Source organism: Pseudomonas sp. N-137 (assembly GCF_034555295.1).
In the GTDB taxonomy this organism is placed as follows: domain Bacteria; phylum Pseudomonadota; class Gammaproteobacteria; order Pseudomonadales; family Pseudomonadaceae; genus Aquipseudomonas; species Aquipseudomonas rhizophila.
On record NZ_JAXUDQ010000006.1, the window covers coordinates 54,788 to 71,181 of the forward strand.

Here is a 16,394-nt window from a genome sequence, read left to right on the forward strand (position 1 = left end):
TGTCGCCTGGCGAGTGGGATGGCGTGCGCCTGAATGTCGGCCAAGCTACTCATAACAACAAGAGATCTGACTTATGCTCGCTTTACTTGGCTTGGCCATGGTGGTGGTCTTCACCTTCCTGATAATGACCAAACGTTTGTCACCGATCGTCGCCCTGACGGTGGTGCCAATAGTCTTCGCGGTGATCGGCGGGTTTGGCGGTACCACCGGCAAGATGATGCTGGACGGCTTGAAGATGGTCGCGCCGTCGGCGGCGCTGCTGTTGTTCGCAATTCTGTTTTTCGGCCTGATGATCGATGCCGGTCTGTTCGACCCGCTGATCCGCAAGATCCTCAAGCGAGTTAACGGTGATCCGATGAAAATCGCCGTGGGCACGGCGCTGCTGTCGCTGTTGGTGGCGCTGGACGGTGACGGCACGACCACGTACATGATCACCTGTGCAGCGATGTTGCCGCTGTACAAGCGCATCGGCATGAACCCGATGATCCTGGCGACCATTTCCATGCTCTCGTTGAGCATCATGAGCGGCATGACGCCCTGGGGCGGCCCGGCGACCCGTGCGATCGCAGCGCTGGGCCTGGATGCCGGTGAGTATTTTGTGCCTTTGCTGCCGACCATGATCGGCGGTGCGATGTGGGTGGTGTTCACGGCGTTTCTGCTGGGGCGTGCCGAACGCAAGCGCATCGGCAACACCCATCTGCAAAGCGGTGGGGGTAATTGCTACATCAAGGCGATTATTGAAGACACGCCGCACAAGCGCCCGAAACTGGCCTACGTCAACCTGCTGCTGGTGACGGCGGTGATGGTTGCGCTGGTCATGGGCCTCATGCACTCGGCGATCCTGTTCCTGATCGGTTTTGTCCTGGCGTTGATGATCAACTATCCGCAACTGGATATTCAGAAAGAACGAATTCTCGCTCATTCGGGCAACGCCATGACCGTGGTTCTGCTGGTGTTTGCCGCGGGTATCTTCGCCGGGATCTTCTCTGGGACGAAAATGGTCGATGCGCTGGCGCAAACCCTGGTCGACTGGATCCCGCCATCCTGGGGCCATTTGTTCCCGTTGGTGGTTGCCATTACCAGCATGCCGCTGACCTTCGTACTGTCCAACGATGCCTACTACTTCGGTGTCGTGCCGATCCTGGCCAACGCCGCAGCGGCCTATGGCATTGATCCGGTCGAGATTGCACGGGCCTCCATTCTCGGCCAACCGGTACACCTGATGAGTCCGCTGGTGGCCTCGACGCTGCTGCTGGTCGGCATGGTGGACCGTGATCTGGGCGACTTCCAGAAAGCCACCGTCAAATGGGCGGTGCTCACTTCCCTGGTCGTGACTGCGTTGGCCTTGCTGACTGGGGCAATCAGTCTGTTCTCCTGATTCTCCAAACCTCTTTGACACCTGACGCCCCATGCCAGTGGGGCGGACGGTCAGCTGCATTCCAAATAACAACAATGAGTAGTTTGATATGACCTCTGTTTATAACCGTGGAGCTTTATTGACTCTCCTGGCTTTGTTGCCGCTGGCCAATGCCAATGCGCAAGGCTTTATCGACGACAGCAAACTCAAGCTGCAATTGCGCAATGTTTACATCAATGAAAATTTCCGCGATGAACATGGCATGAGTGCGCGAGCGGCAACGACCGCCAAGAGCGAGCGCACCGAATGGGGCCAAGGCTTTTTGCTTGATTATCAGTCGGGATTCACGACCGGCAGCCTCGGTTTGGGTATTGATGCTTTGGGCCTGCTGGGGGTCAAGCTCGACTCCGGCCGCGGTCGTAGCGGCACCGGCCTGCTGCCTGTGCATGATGACGGTCGTGCCGCCGATGAATTTGCGAGCTTCGGGATGACCGCCAAGGCTCGATTTGCCAAGACCACCGTCAAGTACGGTACGTTGCTCCCTAAAACGCCGGTGCTCATTTACAACGATGCCCGACTGCTGCCTCAGACCTACCAGGGCGGCCAGTTCACTAGCACCGACATTGATAACCTTAGCCTGACGGGCGGCTATCTTGATCGTTTCAAGTTGCGAGATTCGAGCGACAGTATGCCCATCGTGCCAGACGGCTACAGTGGCGATAAGTCAGGGGACTTCAGTTACCTCGGTGCCGATTACAAGTTGGGCAAGACGATTCGCCTCAGCTACTTTCATGGCGAACTGGAGAACTTCTATCGGCAGAACTTTGCGGGTGTCCAACATGATCTGCCGCTCGGCCCAGGCGTGCTGACCAGTGATCTGCGCTACTTCCGCAGCGTTGATAGCGGTTCTGCCTATGGCGGTAAAATCGACAACCATATGCTCAGCGGCCAGCTGACTTACGCTGTCGCAGGCCATACCGTAGGCGGCGGCTATCAAACACTGAAGGGCGACGCCGGGCTGCCCTACATCAGCGGCGCGTCCGTTTATTCTTTCAGCAACGCCGGCATAGGCAAGTTCGTAGAGGAAGACGAGAAGACATGGATGCTCAACTACGGCTACAACTTCGCGACCCTGGGCGTCCCCGGCCTGACGTTCTCCACGCGTTACCTTAGCGGCGACGATGGAGAGTCCAACACCACCATCAAAGAGTGGGAGCGCGATGCTGAACTGGCTTATGTGGTGCAGCAAGGGTCCTTCAAAGGGTTGGGCGTGAAGCTGCGCAATTACGTCTACCGCTCTGAATTCTCGAGGGGACGGGACAGTAACCGGATCTACCTTACCTACGATATCGCCCTTTGGTGATCGTTCGTCGCCCGCCTGATGGCGGAGGGGTGGGCGGTCATCGTCGATTTTCCAGGGCCGGGCAGGGTGGCCCAGCAAGGGCCACCAAGCCTGCAACGGTCTACTCCTGAACGCCCACCGCGTGTTGCTGTAGCCAGAAAAATGGCAAACAGCAGCACGAGGTTGATCCAGATCAAACGGCATTCGTTGATCGGCGCCATTCTTTTGATAAGCATGGGGCAGAGATACGGTCATGACAAACAACAGACCCATCAGCGGGGCGCAGGTGGTTCAGGACCGGAGCAAATCCGCATTGCCCGGGTTTTTGCATCTTCGGGGCACACGCTCGAGAAAACGTCAGGCAGCCATTTTGCTGTCGATTCTGGCGGTGCTGACCTCGGGATATTTCACGGTGTCGTATTTCGCGACCCATGCGATGCAGGATCTGGCAGACACCTGTACCGAGCGTTATGAGCTTGAGCTGGAGAATGCCGATATAGGCCCGCTGCCAGAGGCGCTGCCGCGCTCCTTGTGTGAATGTCTGGCAAGTTCGCTTCTCGACAAAAACGGAATCATGCGTCTGGCATTGGTCGACAGAGGCCTGCTTGAACCGCTGGCCCTTGAACCTGTGACGCAGAAGGACGCTTCGGCCTGCATTGATGCCCTGTGGGTGCCGAATGTCGAACTGGCCACGGGCTTGCCCCATGAATGAAGTTCAACAGGACTAAAAAGCCGCTCTATGCGGCACCTGTCCACCCAAGCAGGAATGCGCAGGGACGCCATTTTTATCATCGGATGCCGAGGTGTGAAATGACTCATCCATTGCGTTTACTGTTTCTTGCCCCCCCTCAGGCAGCTCACTCTCCCGGATTGGAGTATGCCGGCGATCTGGCACGCGCCCTGGGCGTGCCACTGCACGTGGCGATGTTCACTGAGCCCCACGGTGTAGAGCCGCCCGGCCATGCAGTCACCGAGAGGCCCGACATCGTGCGCGATAACTTAATGTCGTCGCGTCGCAAATGGCTGGAAAGTGAAAGTGCGCACCTGCAGGAAAAAGGCGTGGATGTCCATCCAGAGCTGGTATGCGCCAGTTCCTCGGCAGTCGAATGCGTTGCCTATGCGCAGCGTGTTGAAGCGGACTTGATCATCAAGGACATCCAGGAACGCCCAGGCCTGGCGCAGCGCGGTTTGTCAGCACTGGACTGGGAACTCTTGAGCGTCAGCCCGATTGCCGTGCTTTATGTGTTGCCGGGCCCGATTCAGACACCCAGCAAGTTTCTGGTAGCGGTTGACATGGAGTCACAGGCGAAAGGAAACCGCGACAATCATTCGCTCATCGAGGCGGCCAGGCACTTGGCAAACGCCTGCGGTGCCTCATTGCACGTGATCAGCGTTTACGACTGTGCCGCTGCCAGCCACGGTGACCTGTCCCTCTATGAGGCCCAGGTACAGGCGTTCGATGCCTTGGCCAGCCAGCATGGTATTGCCAGCCAGCATCGGCACTTCATTCCCGGCGCTCCGGCGAATGCAATTCATGCTTATCTGCAGCGCAGTGCTTACAACCTGTTGGTCATCGGTGCGGCCGATCATCATACGCAGGCCTCTGATATCGGCTTGACCGCTGAAGGGATACTCGAAGACCCCATGTGCAGCGTCCTGATGATCAAGTTGCCAGCCGACGCAGCGCCGCAGCAGGCCCAACGATACGGTTAGACCGCTGCCTCTATGCCGCTGTGGCCTGCCGGCGGCGTGAAGAACGGCAGCCTTGCTCCGGTTGATATTTATCAACGTCAGGCATCTTCCGACGGCGCAGTCTGAAATGACGCTGGTGCCCGATCCGGCGCAGATGTCACGGCTGAATGTGTAGCTGGCAGTGGCAGAGGTTGAGTTTCACCTGTCTGGAGGCAGATCATGGGCCGGTATCAACAGCTGTTACTCATCACCCACCTGGCCCTGCGCCATTCTCCGGTGATCGACCATGCCGCAGCGCTTGCCAAGGCCAGCGCTGCACGCTTGCATATAGCGGCGTTGATTCCTGCCTTGAACCTGTTGTCGCTGCTTGAAGAGGGTGACCGTGAAAAGACACGCGAGCGTTACCTGCAGGACCACCGCGACTGGTTGGGGGAACAGGCGAAAAAGCTACATGCCAGAGGGGTCGATGTGACCACCGAGCTGGCGTGGGCTGATGACATGGAAAAGGACATCCTGGACCACTTCAGCGAATTGCAGCCTGACCTGTTGATCAAGGAAATCCAACATGAGTCGGTGCTCAAGCGTGCTTTTTTCACCCCGTTGGACTGGCACCTGCTGCGTTACTCACCGGTACCGGTGTATCTGGTGGGCGGGGTTCGACCTGCCTTGCCGCGCAAGGTCGTGGCGGCGGTAGAGGCGTCGCTGGCCGAGCCTGGACAAAATGAACTCAATGATCGCGTTATTCGCCAGGCCTGCAGTCTCGCCGAACAGTGTGATGCTGAACTGCACTTGCTGTATGCCTACGACATATCCCAAGACTACCAGGCGTCAGACACAGGCTTAACGCTGTCGGAGCTGACCCGATGGCAGCGCAAAGCGTTGGAACAATCGTTTCTGAAACTGGCCAGTCGATACAACGTTCCGCCTGGCCGCAGGCATTTCGTTCTGGGACACCCGGTTGCGGCGCTGAGTGAGTTTGCCAACACACATCACATGGACGTCATCGTGATGGGCAGAGTCCAGGATCCAGGCGGAGAGAAACTGCTTGGCAGCACCACCGAGCATATCTTGTATCAGGTGCCTTGCAGTGTTTTGGCGGTCTAGCGCAACTGCATCGGGCTCACCCCGAGCCGTTGCTTGAACGTGGTTGCCATGTGCGCCTGGGAATTGAACCCGCAGGCGAGGGCGATTTCCGACAGCCTGGCGGTGGAATCACGCATCAGTGCCCGGGCCTTGGCCAGACGCCGGTCGATCAGGTAGCTGTGCGGGCTTTTGCCCGTGGCGAGCTTGAAGGCCCGCATGAAATATCCTTCGGACAACCCCAGCAAACCTGCCATCGCTGACACGCCCAGCGGCCCTTCAAGATTTGCTTCGATAAACTCATCAAGCAGGCGCATGCGCCGGGGAGTGATAGCGCCTTGGTCCGGTGTCGACAACGCGCTATCACCGGTTGCCCGTTGCGCCAGCGCCAAGGCCCAGGTTTCCCAGTCATCTTCCACGCAGGCACGTAACAGCGCGCCGCGCATTCGCAGCGCGAGGTCAATGGCCTGTTGATCGATGTGATTGTTGAATGGGTGATCCCCGCTCAGGGGGATACCGTCGGTCCGCGTTACGCGCAGGTATTCACCGCCCATGAGCGACTCGGAGAACACGTCGCAGCCGGCGGGAACGAATGCCAGGCCGTTGGGCATGGCCTCGAAAGGATGCACCCGGTCGCTGCCCAAGGCGTGCAGGCCGCGCTGGCTGTCGAAGGCAAACCCGATGGAGGCCTGGGCCGCCACATAGCGGGTCGAGTAAGCGGCGCTGGGCAACAATTCGATCGCCCAGGACCCAGTCTCGACACGGCGGACCGGTTCAGACAAGGGCGATGGCTGTAGGCGGTTTTGATGGTTCATGAGCGCCATAGTAGTGAAGAAGCGGCGCAAAAGTCAGGTCGGTTTTTTGAAAGCCGACCCACGGCGGCGATGCCTAGACTGGCTAACCACTCAGGGAGATAGCTTCATGTACCGATTGACTCGTGACGATATTGAACAGGCGGCTCGCCATGTGTACCAGGTGATGCCCGCCACCGCCCAGTATGCCTGGCCCTTGCTGGCTCAGCGGCTGGACTGCACGGTGTGGGTCAAGCACGAGAACCACACCCCCACCGGCGCTTTCAAGATACGCGGCGGCATCACCTTCATGCATTGGCTCAAACGTGAACATCCCGGTGCGAAGGGCATCGTCACCGCCACCCGCGGCAATCATGGCCAGAGCCTGGCGCTGGCGGCGAGCGCGCTGGGTTTGAAGGCGTTGATTGTCGTGCCGCAGGGCAACTCGGTGGAAAAGAACACTGCCATGCGCGGCTTTGGCGGCGAAGTCATTGAGTGTGGGCGGGATTTTGATGAGGCCCGTGAAGAGGCCGCCCGTTTGGCGCAAGCGCATGACCTGTTCCTGGTGCCACCGTTTCACACGGAACTGGTCAAAGGCGTGGCCACTTACGCCCTGGAACTGTTCACTGCCGCGCCGCATCTCGATACCGTCTACGTGCCGATTGGCTGCGGATCGGGCATTTGTGGCGTGATCGCCGCCCGCGACGCACTGGGCCTGAAGACCCAGGTGGTGGGCGTGGTGTCCCGTGAAGCCGCGGCGGCAAAGTTATCTTTTGAGGCGGGCGAAATACAGGAAACCGCTTCGGCAAATACCTTCGCCGATGGCCTGGCCGTGCGCAAACCGATCCCCGCAGCTTTTGCCCTCTACGCAGCCGGGGCCGCACGGATCGTAGCGGTCAGCGAACAGGAAATTGCCGAGGCCATGCGCGTCTATTACACCGACACCCATAACCTCGCCGAAGGAGCCGGGGCCGCCGCCTTGGCGGCGCTTATTCAGGAACGTGAAGCTCGGGCGGGGGAGACAGTGGGGGTGATTCTGTCAGGTGGCAATGTCGATCGATCGGTGTATGCGGGCGTAATCGGTTAGTGACCGTCAGCCACCTTGCGCTCGATCTCCGCGATTTTTCGACTGAGCTCCTCTGCTTCCTGCTCCTTGGTTTGAGTTGAGGGGGGCGTAGCGCTGTCCTCAAGATTCTTATCGACCGGTTTGCCAGACGTATCGGTCGGCGGGGTACTCGAGGTTGCTTCTGATTCGATGCCGTTATCGCTGTTCATAATCGCGTTACCTCTGTTGATCTACACATTAGAGGCAGGGGTATGGAATGAGTTCGAGATTATTGCAGACGATAAAGTCAGGAATTGACGCCTTTCAAACAGCTTCACCTTGAGCCCCCACAACAGCACCTGTTTACCTACGCCGCTCGGATGGCCTCAGGCCTTGACCTTACTCATCGACACGTTCAACGAAGTCGAGCGGGCAATGACGCTGATGATCGTCAAGGCTGCAATCACCAAACCGGGCGAGGTGGCCAGCAGGACACCGGTGGTGCCGGCTCCGGCCGCCAGAATCTGCCCGGCCGCCAAAGGCCCGGCCACCGAGCCCAAACGACCGATCGCTACCGCTGCGCCGACGCCGGTGGCGCGCACTGAAGTTGGGTAGGAAGGCGGGGCCAAGGCGTAAAGCACCAGTTGCGCAGCCATCACAAACAACCCCGCGGCAAAACCGGCGATGGCCATGGGGATGATGCCCACGGACAGGCCAACCCCGCCCAGCGCTGCCAGCAAGCCGGTGTACACAAACAGCACCACCTTGATGCCGTTGCAGCGATCCAGCAACACTCCGCCGAGCAGGGAGCCGAGGGCGCCGCCGATATTGAAGAGCATCTGTACCAGGCCTGCCTGGGGTTTGCTGAAACCTTGTTCCAGCAGTAACGAGGGCAGCCAGTTGAGCAACATGTACATCACGGTCAGGGTGAAGAAGTAGCTCAACCATAACGCCAGGGTAACGCTGGCGCGGCCTTCGCCGAACAAGGCCTGGCCGGTTGAAGTGCGCGTCGGGTTGACGCTGTTTTGTTGTTGGCGAAAGGCGTTGGATTCAGGCAGCAGCACCATCATCAGTGGCACCACCAGCAATGGGGCAAGGCCGCCGATGATGAAGGTCGTCTGCCAATGTTCGGGAAACAGCATGGCGACCACCGCCGCCAGTGCCCCACCCAATGGCACGCCGGCATACATGATGCTGATGGCCGTACCGCGACGTTGCTCTCCCACGGCTTCGGCACACAGGGCGATCAGGTTGGGCAGGGCGGCGCCCAGGCCCAGGCCAGTCATGAAACGCACCAGCAGCAGGCCGGAGAAAGAGCTGACGTAGGCGGTGCTGAGCGAGAACACGCCAAACAGCAGCACCGCTGCGATGAGGATTTTCTTGCGACCGATGCGATCGGCAATCCAGCCACCGAAGAAGGCGCCCGGCAGCAAACCGATGATGCCGGCACTGAACACCCAACCCATCATTTTCGGGTCCAGGGCAAAGGTCTGACGCAACCCTGCGGCGGCAGTGCCGGCAGCTTGCAGGTCAAAGCCTTCAATCAGAGCGACGATAAAACACAGGGCAATAGTCAGCGTCGTGCGACGTGATGGAGTGTCCATGGCAAACCTCTTTATTGTTTTTGTGAGTGTGCTGACGGGCGCACGCAGGCTTGCTCGCATCCAGCAATGCCAAGCCGCAATTAAGATTAACAAAGATAACTAAAAAGTGAACGCTAACGGAAAATGTCCAAATGCATCGACATAAACCTATTAAAATCAACAGGATGTCATGTGTTTTTTAGTTTTTCTTGGAAATAGATACGAATATTAATGTTCGATTATCGGCCATTGTGGATTGACGGCACCTCCGGCTTTTCCCACTCTCTGGCCCGAGATCGCGGCTGGATGGCTGGCGATCACGTTCAAAAAAACAACAACAATAAGTGGACATAGGACATGACGAATTCACCCCGGGGCGTCCTTGCGACGACCTCAGACTTACCTCTTTGCGCACGCGGTTTCGTCCTGTTGGGCTTATGTGCGGTCGCCACTCCAGCGCTGTCGGAAGGTTTCATCGACGATAGCCGCGGCACATTGACCTTACGCAATTTCTACCTGGACCGGGATTACAAGGACGAGGGGGCGAAAACCGCGGCCCGGGAGTGGGCTCAGGGTTTCATCATGAATGCGGAGTCGGGTTTTACCCCGGGCGCTGTCGGCTTCGGCCTGGACGCCCGTGCATTGATCGGGGTCAAGCTGGACTCGTCACCGGACCGCAGCGGCACCGAATTACTGCCGGTATCCAGCAGCGACAAGCGCGCGGCGGATGAATATTCGCGCCTGGCCATGACTGCCAAAATGCGCTTTGCCCAAACCACGGTGAAGACCGGCGATGTGTCGATTTTCCTGCCGTTCGCCTTTGCCAGCCCGTCGCGGTTGCTGCCGCAGACTTTTCGCGGCACCACGCTCAGTTCCAAGGACATTGACGGACTGACGCTCAATACCGGCTATATCGATCGCATCAACAGGCGTGACTCCACTAACTACCAGTCGATGAGCATCGCTTCGCCGAACGGGCGTTTCAACGGTGCGGCCACCTCATCGCACATGGCTTATGTCGGTGGCGATTATCAGGTAAACAAAGACCTCAGCCTGCGCGCCTACCACGCCGAAGTGGCCGACCTGTACCAGCAGAACACCCTGGCCTTGCTGCATAACATGCAAGTAGGCGAGGGCACGCTGACCACTGATCTGCGCAGTTTTTTCAGCGACGAAGATGGCAGTGCCAAGGCCGGCAAGGTTGATAACCTCAACCTGTCGGCGCTGTTCGGCTATCGCCTCGGCGGGCATCACCTGAGCCTGGGTTACATGCACGCCAGCGGCGACACAGCGACGCCTTATGTGTCAGGCACTGAGTTGATGGGCATGAGTGAATTGACCATGAGCTCGGACTTTCTCAATGCCAAGGAACGGACCTGGCAGGCAATCTACGACTATGACTTCGCCGCCGCCGGGGTGCCCGGCCTGAAGAGTCGGCTGCGTTACGTGCGCGGTGACAACATCGCACTGGCGGCGCTCAATGCCGACGACCGCAAGGAGCGGGAGTTCCAGATGGAGCTGGGGTATGTGATCCAGAGCGGTCCGCTGAAGAATGTCGGGTTGATGGCGCGCAAGTCGATCTATCGCAACGACTTCCCGAGCGGCGCGGCATTTCGTGATGAAAACCAGACCCGCTTCCTGGTGCTCTACACGGTGCCGATCTGGTAAGCCGTGGGGCGAGTGGATACCAGCAGTGCGCAAGCGTGGGCTGAGCAGTGCTCAGCCCACTCATGAACTGAGTCGGCCCCGCAGGGCTGCTCGCGACGTAGAGTTACTTTACCCGCTCCCAGATGATGTGAACCTTCGTGCCATCGGGGCGCTGGAAGTTTTCCACCATCCGGTTGCCGTCGACTTTCAGTTGCAGGTCATCTTGAGTACGTGTCGCGCCCACCCAATTCGGGAACGTAGATCCTTCGACGGTATTGCCGGTGAACTCGCCGTTCTGGTCGACGGTATATCGTCCGAAAAAACCGATGCTCCCAGCCATCGCTGCCCGGTTTTCCTCATCGGTTCCTTCGCCCCGAGCGTTGGATCGAAACGCGGGCACTCGCGGATCGGTGAGCACCTCGACGAACGTCAACTCTTCAGTGAACACCAGCCATCCATGTGGATTGGGGCCGTACGCATCCGATCGGCTGCCCTGGCGCTCAATGGTTGCGCTGACCATTTTCCATGTTCCGACCAGCGGGCTTTTCATGGCGGAAAACGCTGCCGTGCAAACCGAAAGGGCCATGATCGCACCTACCGTCAGTAGCGATATTTTCAGGGTCATTGGAATCACCGTTGTTGGTTATCTGAACACTGTTGTAGAGAGTTAAAAACATCACGCATTCATCAGGGCAACCAGGGCAGGCACAGACAGTACGGCTGTGTAATAGCCCATGAACTGCACACCGATGTTGAAGCCCAAAAAGCGTGAGAGGAAACCGCCCAGCAGGCCGATGGTGACGATCACCAGCAACCCCAGCAGGCCACCTTCCCAGATGCCGATCACCAGGATCAGGCCAACAAAGGTCGAGATCACGGCTTCGTGACTGATCTTGCGCGACACGTAGGAGGCGGCTCTGTGGGCGTAATTCATGGTGAAGGGGTAAGCGATCAGGATGGCCACGACCACCGCCAACACGCCGTAGCCAAAAAATTCCCAGGTGCTGAGCAATGAATGCAGGTTGTTCACCTGGCCTGTCGTCGCGTCGACGCTAAAGCGCGGCGGGGCGTTGAACAATGGCGCTGCCGGGCCCGCTGCGACAGGGCTCAGGGGCAGGCCGAAGGCGATCAGCGGGATCAATGCTTCGGCCAGGTAGGTTGACTCCGTAACGCCGTTTCGAGCGGTGATGACAGTGGTCAGGCGATGGTAGACATGCTTGACCCTCGAACCGACGAGCTCGCCCATGATCACGGTCATGGCCACTGGGCTGAACACAAAGGTCGCGCTGGAGATCACCGCCGTAATGGCCGTCCACATGCTCTGCTTGCTGTCCAGCACCTTGAGCGGATTAGGAAAGAATCCACCCCAGCTTTTTACGTCGGGCGACAGGGAAAACGTGCGCACTTGCTGGCGTCGCATGGTGTCCCGTTCGGCGGGTGCGAGCAGCGAGAACAGCGCGGCGATCAACGGGCCAATCGCGATGCCCAGAAAGTAACTGACACTGAGCTTGACGCCGAACTGCGCGGTCATGGTTTGCAGGCCAACAATGATCATGACGAACGGGATCAGCGTCAGCACGGCCGCCAGACGGCCTTTGGAGAACCACGCGATCGCCACCGCCGCAAGCAGGAACACCCAAGGCGCAGCCTGCTTGATCATGTCGCCGAACGGCGCGAGCATCAGCGCGAACAATACGGCCATTGGCACCGCGATCAACGCGGCAATGACCGCCCCGGAAATCATCTTGCGCAGGGCAATGTGGGGCACGCCCAGATTGCGCAGAAAGTTGGCCTCGCGCATCAGTGGCGTCGCCATGGTGTCGCCAGGAATACCCAGTAGCGCCGTTGGTACGGCGTGGGTCATATGTTTGGCGACGGCGCCGGCCAGAAAGAATGTCAGCACGCCGGGGGCAGGTACGCCCAGCAGGACGACCAGCAAGGTCAAGGGGGCGAGGGTAGTGGTTTCATCGCTCCCTGAGATCAGCCCGATCCCGGCAAAAATCACCGCCCCCAGGATCCCCATGCCCAGTGCCATCAGGACCTGATCCATCAGTGGAACGATCATGATTGACCTCCATTGCCACTGACTGCACCGACGCCAACAGTGGGTGTTGCAGCCGGGCTCTTCTCGGGAGCGAAAAGGCTTTTCTCGTAATCGGCGAACAGCTCATAAAGGTCCATTTCCCGCAGTTCCGCGATCGTGGCCGGCGGCAGATCAGCCAGACTGCCCAGTGGGCCGTACTCGTTCTGCAACTCAATCAGGATTTTTGCGCGCCAGGCCGGATCAGCCAGATGTTCGATGACATTGCGCTTGGGTTTGAAAAGCAGCGCACTGATGGCGCCACCTGCCAGGCAGCCGACAATACCTACCAGCATCGCGTAGGCGCGGGCCATTTGCACGGAATCCACCCAGCCGACAAACAAGTGCTGGGCGATAAAAAAAGCGCCGAGGCTGACGGCTGCACCGATGCCTATGGAATAGAGCAGGTGGCGACCATCAACCGTGTCGCCCCATACTTCGAACAGTTCGGGTTTCATAAGGATTCTCCCACCTCCCCTGAGGGGTTTTATTGTTATGAACGTGAAGAGATGTGGTTGAGTTCGTGACTACGAGCCCGACTCCTGCGCGCGTTTTTGCTCAAGCAGCTCAGCGGCTTTGTCCGAGCGCACGTCCCGGGCTTCGACCATCTGCGCGACCAGCCAATTGACCTCATCGCCTCTGGCCCCCGCCGAAAGCGCAATGTTGCGTGCATGCAAAGCCATATGCCCGCGTTGTATCCCCTCGGTCGACAGCGCCCGCAATGCGCCCAGGTTTTGCGCGAGGCCGACCGCCACGGCTATCTCGGCAAGTTCCTGAGCGCTCTTCACTCTCAGGATGCGTAACGACAGTTGCGCCAGCGGGTGAGTCTTGGTCGCGCCGCCGACCAGGCCGACGGGCATGGGCATTTCCAGCGTTCCCACCAGATGGCCCTTGCAATCTTTTTCCCAGGTCGTCAGTGAACCGTAATGCCCGTTGCGACAGGCATAGGCGTGTGCCCCGGCTTCCACTGCGCGCCAGTCGTTGCCGGTGGCGACGATCAAAGGGTCGATGCCGTTCATGATGCCCTTGTTGTGAGTGGCTGCACGATAGGGATCGACGACCGCAAAGTTGTAAGCATCGAGGATGCCTTCAATGACGTCCTCGCCCTTGTAGGCCTTGGTGGTGAGATGTTCCGGTGCAATGCGGATCTGGGCCCGGGCAAGCCGCAGGTCGGCGAGGTTCGACAGAATGCGCAGTCGTACCTTGCCGCCGGTAATCTGCTCCATCAGCGGGGCCACTGCTTCAGCCATCGTGTTCACGGTATTGGCTCCCATCGCGTCGCGTACATCCACGATAAGGTGGGCGACCAGCATGGGGCCGCGCGGGCTCTGGGCGAAGGTATGCACTTCGATGTCGCGGCAACCTCCACCTAGCTGGTTCAGCAGTTGATCCTTGCGGTTAGCCAGTTCGATGATTTCGTCCTTGCGGCGCAACAGACTCAAACGGGCATTGAAGGGATCGTCGATTTCCACTATCTGCACTTGCGCGCGCATCAGCGGCAGCGAGCTGGAGGTCTGAAAACCACCGGCTTCGCGCGCCAGTTTGGCCATGAACGAGGCGGCGGCGACCACCGAAGGCTCCTCGACGACCAACGGCACGATGACGTCGCGTCCATTGATCTGGAAGTTGCTCGCCACAGCGTAGGGCAACTCAAATTTTCCGATGACGTTCTCAATCATGCCATCGGCTATTTCCAGGGGCAGGGCGCCAGCGTCGCGGAGCAGGGCAACGTCATCTTCTGCAAGCTCAAGCAGTTGTTGCAAGTGGCTCAGGCGTTCGGCGGGCGACAGGCTGCGGAACATCGGGAGGCGGGAGTCGATACTCATGGTAGCAATCCAGTTGCAGTTATTGTTTTCGAATGCCTGCCACCCTATGCGTATGTGTCCTGGCAAAAAAGGTACAGTTTGGACAGACAGTACCTAAGCTGTACCCTCTGCGAATAATTCATCCAGGACTTCGTACAATGGCGCGACTGACGCTTGCCCAAGAGCTGACGGCCTCCTTGGTGACGCAGATCGGCAACGGTACCTACCGAGTGGGCGACCGTTTACCGTCCCTGCGCGAGTGCATGCGCTTGTTTGGTCATTCGAAAAACACAGTGATCAACGCTTATGAATCGCTGGCCTCCCAAGGACTGGTCGAGGCGCGTCACGGGCAGGGTTTCTTCGTGACACGAGGCGCCCCGAGCAGCAGCGAACCGGAAGAGCCGCTGCCCTTTACCCGGGCGATGGACACCATCTGGCTCATGCGCCAGCAATTCGTCCGTGAGCCGGGTCACTCGCCGCTTGGGGAAGGTTTTCCGCCCGTAGAGTGGCTGATGGATCTGCGATTGGACAAGTTCACCCGTCAGATCATGCGCATGGGGGTGACCACGCTCTTTCGCTACGGCAACCGGCTGGGCAATGCTGCACTTCGTCAACACCTGGTGCAAAAACTGGCGAGCTATTCGATTACCGCCAGTGCTCGGCAAATCGTCACGACCCATGGGGCCAATCACGCACTGGATCTGATCATCCGCCGCTTCATTGCCCCCGCAGATTACGTTTTCGTCGAAGACCCGGGTTATTACCCGCTGTTCGGCAAGCTGCAACTGCAAGGGGCGCGAATGTTATCCGTACCCCGATTGCCGGACGGGCCGGACCTGCAAGTGCTGGAGCAGCATCTTCTGTTGCACAAACCGAAATTGTTCTTCCTTCAGTCGGTTGGGCACAATCCGACGGGCTCCGATATTTCCCCCGGCAAGGCTCATCGACTGGTGCAGTTAGCCCATGAGCACAACTTCATTCTGGTGGACGACGACGCTTTGGCAGATTTCAAGCCCGCGTCGGCCATCAAGGTGTCTGCGCTGGATCAGTTGAACCGTTCACTGTACGTGGGCAGTTTTTCCAAATCGGTTTCCGCGGCATTGAGGGTGGGGTTTATCGCCGGGAGCAAGGACGTCATCGATGAACTGGGTGATCTGAAAATGCTCCTGCATACCAGCACCTCGGAGCTGTGTGAGCGAACCATTGATGTCATCCTGACCGAGGGGCATTTTCTGCGACATCAGATCCGCCTCCAGGAGCGGCTCAAGAGTGCCACTGCGGCAGGTTTGCAGATGCTCGATGAGATAGGCGCCGAGGTGTTCTTCCGACCAGAGCAGAGTCTGTATTTGTGGGCCAGGTTCGCCCACATTGACGACGCCAGGGAGCTGACCCGGCAACTACTGCCGAAGGGATTCATGATTGCTCCCGGCCATATTTTTTCACCGGAGCAGTCGCGTATAAATCCCTGGACCAGATTGAATGTCGCCTACCTGAATGACCCGTTGCTTAAAGCCGAGTTGAGTGGCTGAGGGCGCACCGCTCATGCTGCTAAGGCTGGGTTTGCGTTCCGGTCGAGACCACACTTTCGTTCCGATCTACGCCCCGCGCCTCGGCAGGCACCCATAGGCGTTCGCTGCGACATTTGAATTTCACACCTTTGCGCGGCGCCATCGTCCTGGCTGAGTCCATGCACACAGCCCTGGACGCATAAGTCGGCCCCGGCTGTCGCTCTTCTACACAACCTTCAACGCCGCTGCAGATAGCCATAACCACAAAATAAACAGTCATCATCCTGAATGCTCCTATAGAGCGATGCGATCAATACATCTGCGTCAGGCCTGAAAATGCTGGCTGTGACAGACGGATGATGAGCCTGCATTCAAATCCCCAGCAATGGCTTGCACGGGCCAATCGTCGGAAAAATGTCGTTAGTTCAGGTTTATTCAGATTTGGATTTTTCGACGCCAATTCG

15 protein-coding genes are annotated in these 16,394 nt (G+C 58.6%); 8 read left to right on the forward strand and 7 right to left on the reverse strand.

The features are described from left to right. The first annotated feature begins 73 nt into the window (after positions 1–73). The 5 genes from T3A99_RS02565 (at position 74) to T3A99_RS02585 (ending at position 5,495) form a co-directional block, all read left to right on the forward strand. Positions 74–1,378, forward strand: coding sequence for a CitMHS family transporter (locus tag T3A99_RS02565; protein WP_047225552.1), 1,305 nt, complete (start codon positions 74–76; stop codon positions 1,376–1,378). An 88-nt stretch (positions 1,379–1,466) separates the two neighbouring features. After that, the gene (locus tag T3A99_RS02570; protein ID WP_188250738.1) at positions 1,467–2,720 is read left to right on the forward strand and encodes an OprD family porin; all 1,254 of its coding nucleotides are present in this window, start codon (positions 1,467–1,469) and stop codon (positions 2,718–2,720) included. A gap of 349 nt (positions 2,721–3,069) precedes the next feature. After that, positions 3,070–3,411 (forward strand): hypothetical protein, encoded by a 342-nt coding sequence (locus T3A99_RS02575; protein ID WP_240539567.1) that lies wholly within the window; start codon positions 3,070–3,072, stop codon positions 3,409–3,411. A 98-nt stretch (positions 3,412–3,509) separates the two neighbouring features. Then, positions 3,510–4,412, forward strand: a complete 903-nt coding sequence (locus T3A99_RS02580) for a universal stress protein (RefSeq protein WP_188250739.1) — start codon at positions 3,510–3,512, stop codon at positions 4,410–4,412. A gap of 198 nt (positions 4,413–4,610) precedes the next feature. Then, positions 4,611–5,495 (forward strand): universal stress protein, encoded by an 885-nt coding sequence (locus tag T3A99_RS02585; RefSeq protein ID WP_160892096.1) that lies wholly within the window; start codon positions 4,611–4,613, stop codon positions 5,493–5,495. Here the strand turns inward: T3A99_RS02585 and T3A99_RS02590 are convergent. Further along, positions 5,492–6,295: a helix-turn-helix domain-containing protein gene (locus T3A99_RS02590; protein WP_223194323.1), complete on the reverse strand. Its 804-nt coding sequence runs from the start codon at positions 6,293–6,295 to the stop codon at positions 5,492–5,494. The genes T3A99_RS02585 and T3A99_RS02590 overlap by 4 nt on opposite strands. Before the next feature lie 97 nt (positions 6,296–6,392). Here T3A99_RS02590 and T3A99_RS02595 point away from each other — a divergent pair, with 97 nt between their 5' ends. Then, positions 6,393–7,349: a threonine dehydratase gene (locus T3A99_RS02595; protein WP_188250740.1), complete on the forward strand. Its 957-nt coding sequence runs from the start codon at positions 6,393–6,395 to the stop codon at positions 7,347–7,349. Here the strand turns inward: T3A99_RS02595 and T3A99_RS02600 are convergent. Both T3A99_RS02600 and mhpT read right to left on the reverse strand, forming a co-directional pair. After that, a complete protein-coding gene (locus T3A99_RS02600; RefSeq protein WP_047225559.1) occupies positions 7,346–7,537 on the reverse strand; it encodes a hypothetical protein in 192 nt (63 codons plus the stop codon). The genes T3A99_RS02595 and T3A99_RS02600 overlap by 4 nt on opposite strands. 156 nt (positions 7,538–7,693) lie before the next feature. After that, complete coding sequence (gene mhpT / locus T3A99_RS02605) at positions 7,694–8,911, reverse strand: 3-(3-hydroxy-phenyl)propionate transporter MhpT (RefSeq protein ID WP_240539566.1); 1,218 nt, start codon at positions 8,909–8,911, stop codon at positions 7,694–7,696. A 336-nt stretch (positions 8,912–9,247) separates the two neighbouring features. Here mhpT and T3A99_RS02610 point away from each other — a divergent pair, with 336 nt between their 5' ends. After that, a complete protein-coding gene (locus T3A99_RS02610; RefSeq protein WP_322833905.1) occupies positions 9,248–10,558 on the forward strand; it encodes an OprD family porin in 1,311 nt (436 codons plus the stop codon). A 103-nt stretch (positions 10,559–10,661) separates the two neighbouring features. On the opposite strand, the gene T3A99_RS02615 is transcribed toward T3A99_RS02610, so the two are convergent. The 4 genes from T3A99_RS02615 to T3A99_RS02630 form a co-directional block, all read right to left on the reverse strand. Then, positions 10,662–11,162: a lipocalin-like domain-containing protein gene (locus tag T3A99_RS02615; RefSeq protein WP_160892106.1), complete on the reverse strand. Its 501-nt coding sequence runs from the start codon at positions 11,160–11,162 to the stop codon at positions 10,662–10,664. Positions 11,163–11,213: 51 nt separating this feature from the next. Beyond that, positions 11,214–12,602 carry a tripartite tricarboxylate transporter permease gene (locus T3A99_RS02620; RefSeq protein ID WP_080962847.1) on the reverse strand — a complete coding sequence of 463 codons (1,389 nt, stop codon included), beginning with the start codon at positions 12,600–12,602 and terminating at the stop codon, positions 11,214–11,216. Next, the gene (locus tag T3A99_RS02625) at positions 12,599–13,075 is read right to left on the reverse strand and encodes a hypothetical protein (protein WP_188250742.1); all 477 of its coding nucleotides are present in this window, start codon (positions 13,073–13,075) and stop codon (positions 12,599–12,601) included. Before T3A99_RS02625 ends, T3A99_RS02620 begins: the two co-directional genes overlap by 4 nt. Before the next feature lie 69 nt (positions 13,076–13,144). After that, a complete protein-coding gene (locus T3A99_RS02630) occupies positions 13,145–14,443 on the reverse strand; it encodes a hydroxymethylglutaryl-CoA reductase, degradative (protein ID WP_076384183.1) in 1,299 nt (432 codons plus the stop codon). Positions 14,444–14,580: 137 nt separating this feature from the next. Here T3A99_RS02630 and T3A99_RS02635 point away from each other — a divergent pair, with 137 nt between their 5' ends. Then, complete coding sequence (locus T3A99_RS02635; RefSeq protein WP_047225565.1) at positions 14,581–15,951, forward strand: PLP-dependent aminotransferase family protein; 1,371 nt, start codon at positions 14,581–14,583, stop codon at positions 15,949–15,951. The last annotated feature ends 443 nt before the right edge of the window (positions 15,952–16,394 follow it).

What these genes read in the sequence shown, in the direction of transcription:
- T3A99_RS02630 (WP_076384183.1), bottom strand. Translation starts at nt 14,443, where the DNA reads ATGAGTATCGACTCCCGCCTCCCGATGTTCCGCAGCCTGTCGCCCGCC.
- T3A99_RS02585 (WP_160892096.1), top strand. Translation starts at nt 4,611, where the DNA reads ATGGGCCGGTATCAACAGCTGTTACTCATCACCCACCTGGCCCTGCGC.
- T3A99_RS02600 (WP_047225559.1), bottom strand. Translation starts at nt 7,537, where the DNA reads ATGAACAGCGATAACGGCATCGAATCAGAAGCAACCTCGAGTACCCCG.
- T3A99_RS02625 (WP_188250742.1), bottom strand. Translation starts at nt 13,075, where the DNA reads ATGAAACCCGAACTGTTCGAAGTATGGGGCGACACGGTTGATGGTCGC.
- T3A99_RS02595 (WP_188250740.1), top strand. Translation starts at nt 6,393, where the DNA reads ATGTACCGATTGACTCGTGACGATATTGAACAGGCGGCTCGCCATGTG.
- T3A99_RS02590 (WP_223194323.1), bottom strand. Translation starts at nt 6,295, where the DNA reads ATGGCGCTCATGAACCATCAAAACCGCCTACAGCCATCGCCCTTGTCT.
- T3A99_RS02580 (WP_188250739.1), top strand. Translation starts at nt 3,510, where the DNA reads ATGACTCATCCATTGCGTTTACTGTTTCTTGCCCCCCCTCAGGCAGCT.
- T3A99_RS02610 (WP_322833905.1), top strand. Translation starts at nt 9,248, where the DNA reads ATGACGAATTCACCCCGGGGCGTCCTTGCGACGACCTCAGACTTACCT.
- T3A99_RS02620 (WP_080962847.1), bottom strand. Translation starts at nt 12,602, where the DNA reads ATGATCGTTCCACTGATGGATCAGGTCCTGATGGCACTGGGCATGGGG.
- T3A99_RS02635 (WP_047225565.1), top strand. Translation starts at nt 14,581, where the DNA reads ATGGCGCGACTGACGCTTGCCCAAGAGCTGACGGCCTCCTTGGTGACG.
- T3A99_RS02615 (WP_160892106.1), bottom strand. Translation starts at nt 11,162, where the DNA reads ATGACCCTGAAAATATCGCTACTGACGGTAGGTGCGATCATGGCCCTT.
- T3A99_RS02570 (WP_188250738.1), top strand. Translation starts at nt 1,467, where the DNA reads ATGACCTCTGTTTATAACCGTGGAGCTTTATTGACTCTCCTGGCTTTG.
- mhpT (WP_240539566.1), bottom strand. Translation starts at nt 8,911, where the DNA reads ATGGACACTCCATCACGTCGCACGACGCTGACTATTGCCCTGTGTTTT.
- T3A99_RS02565 (WP_047225552.1), top strand. Translation starts at nt 74, where the DNA reads ATGCTCGCTTTACTTGGCTTGGCCATGGTGGTGGTCTTCACCTTCCTG.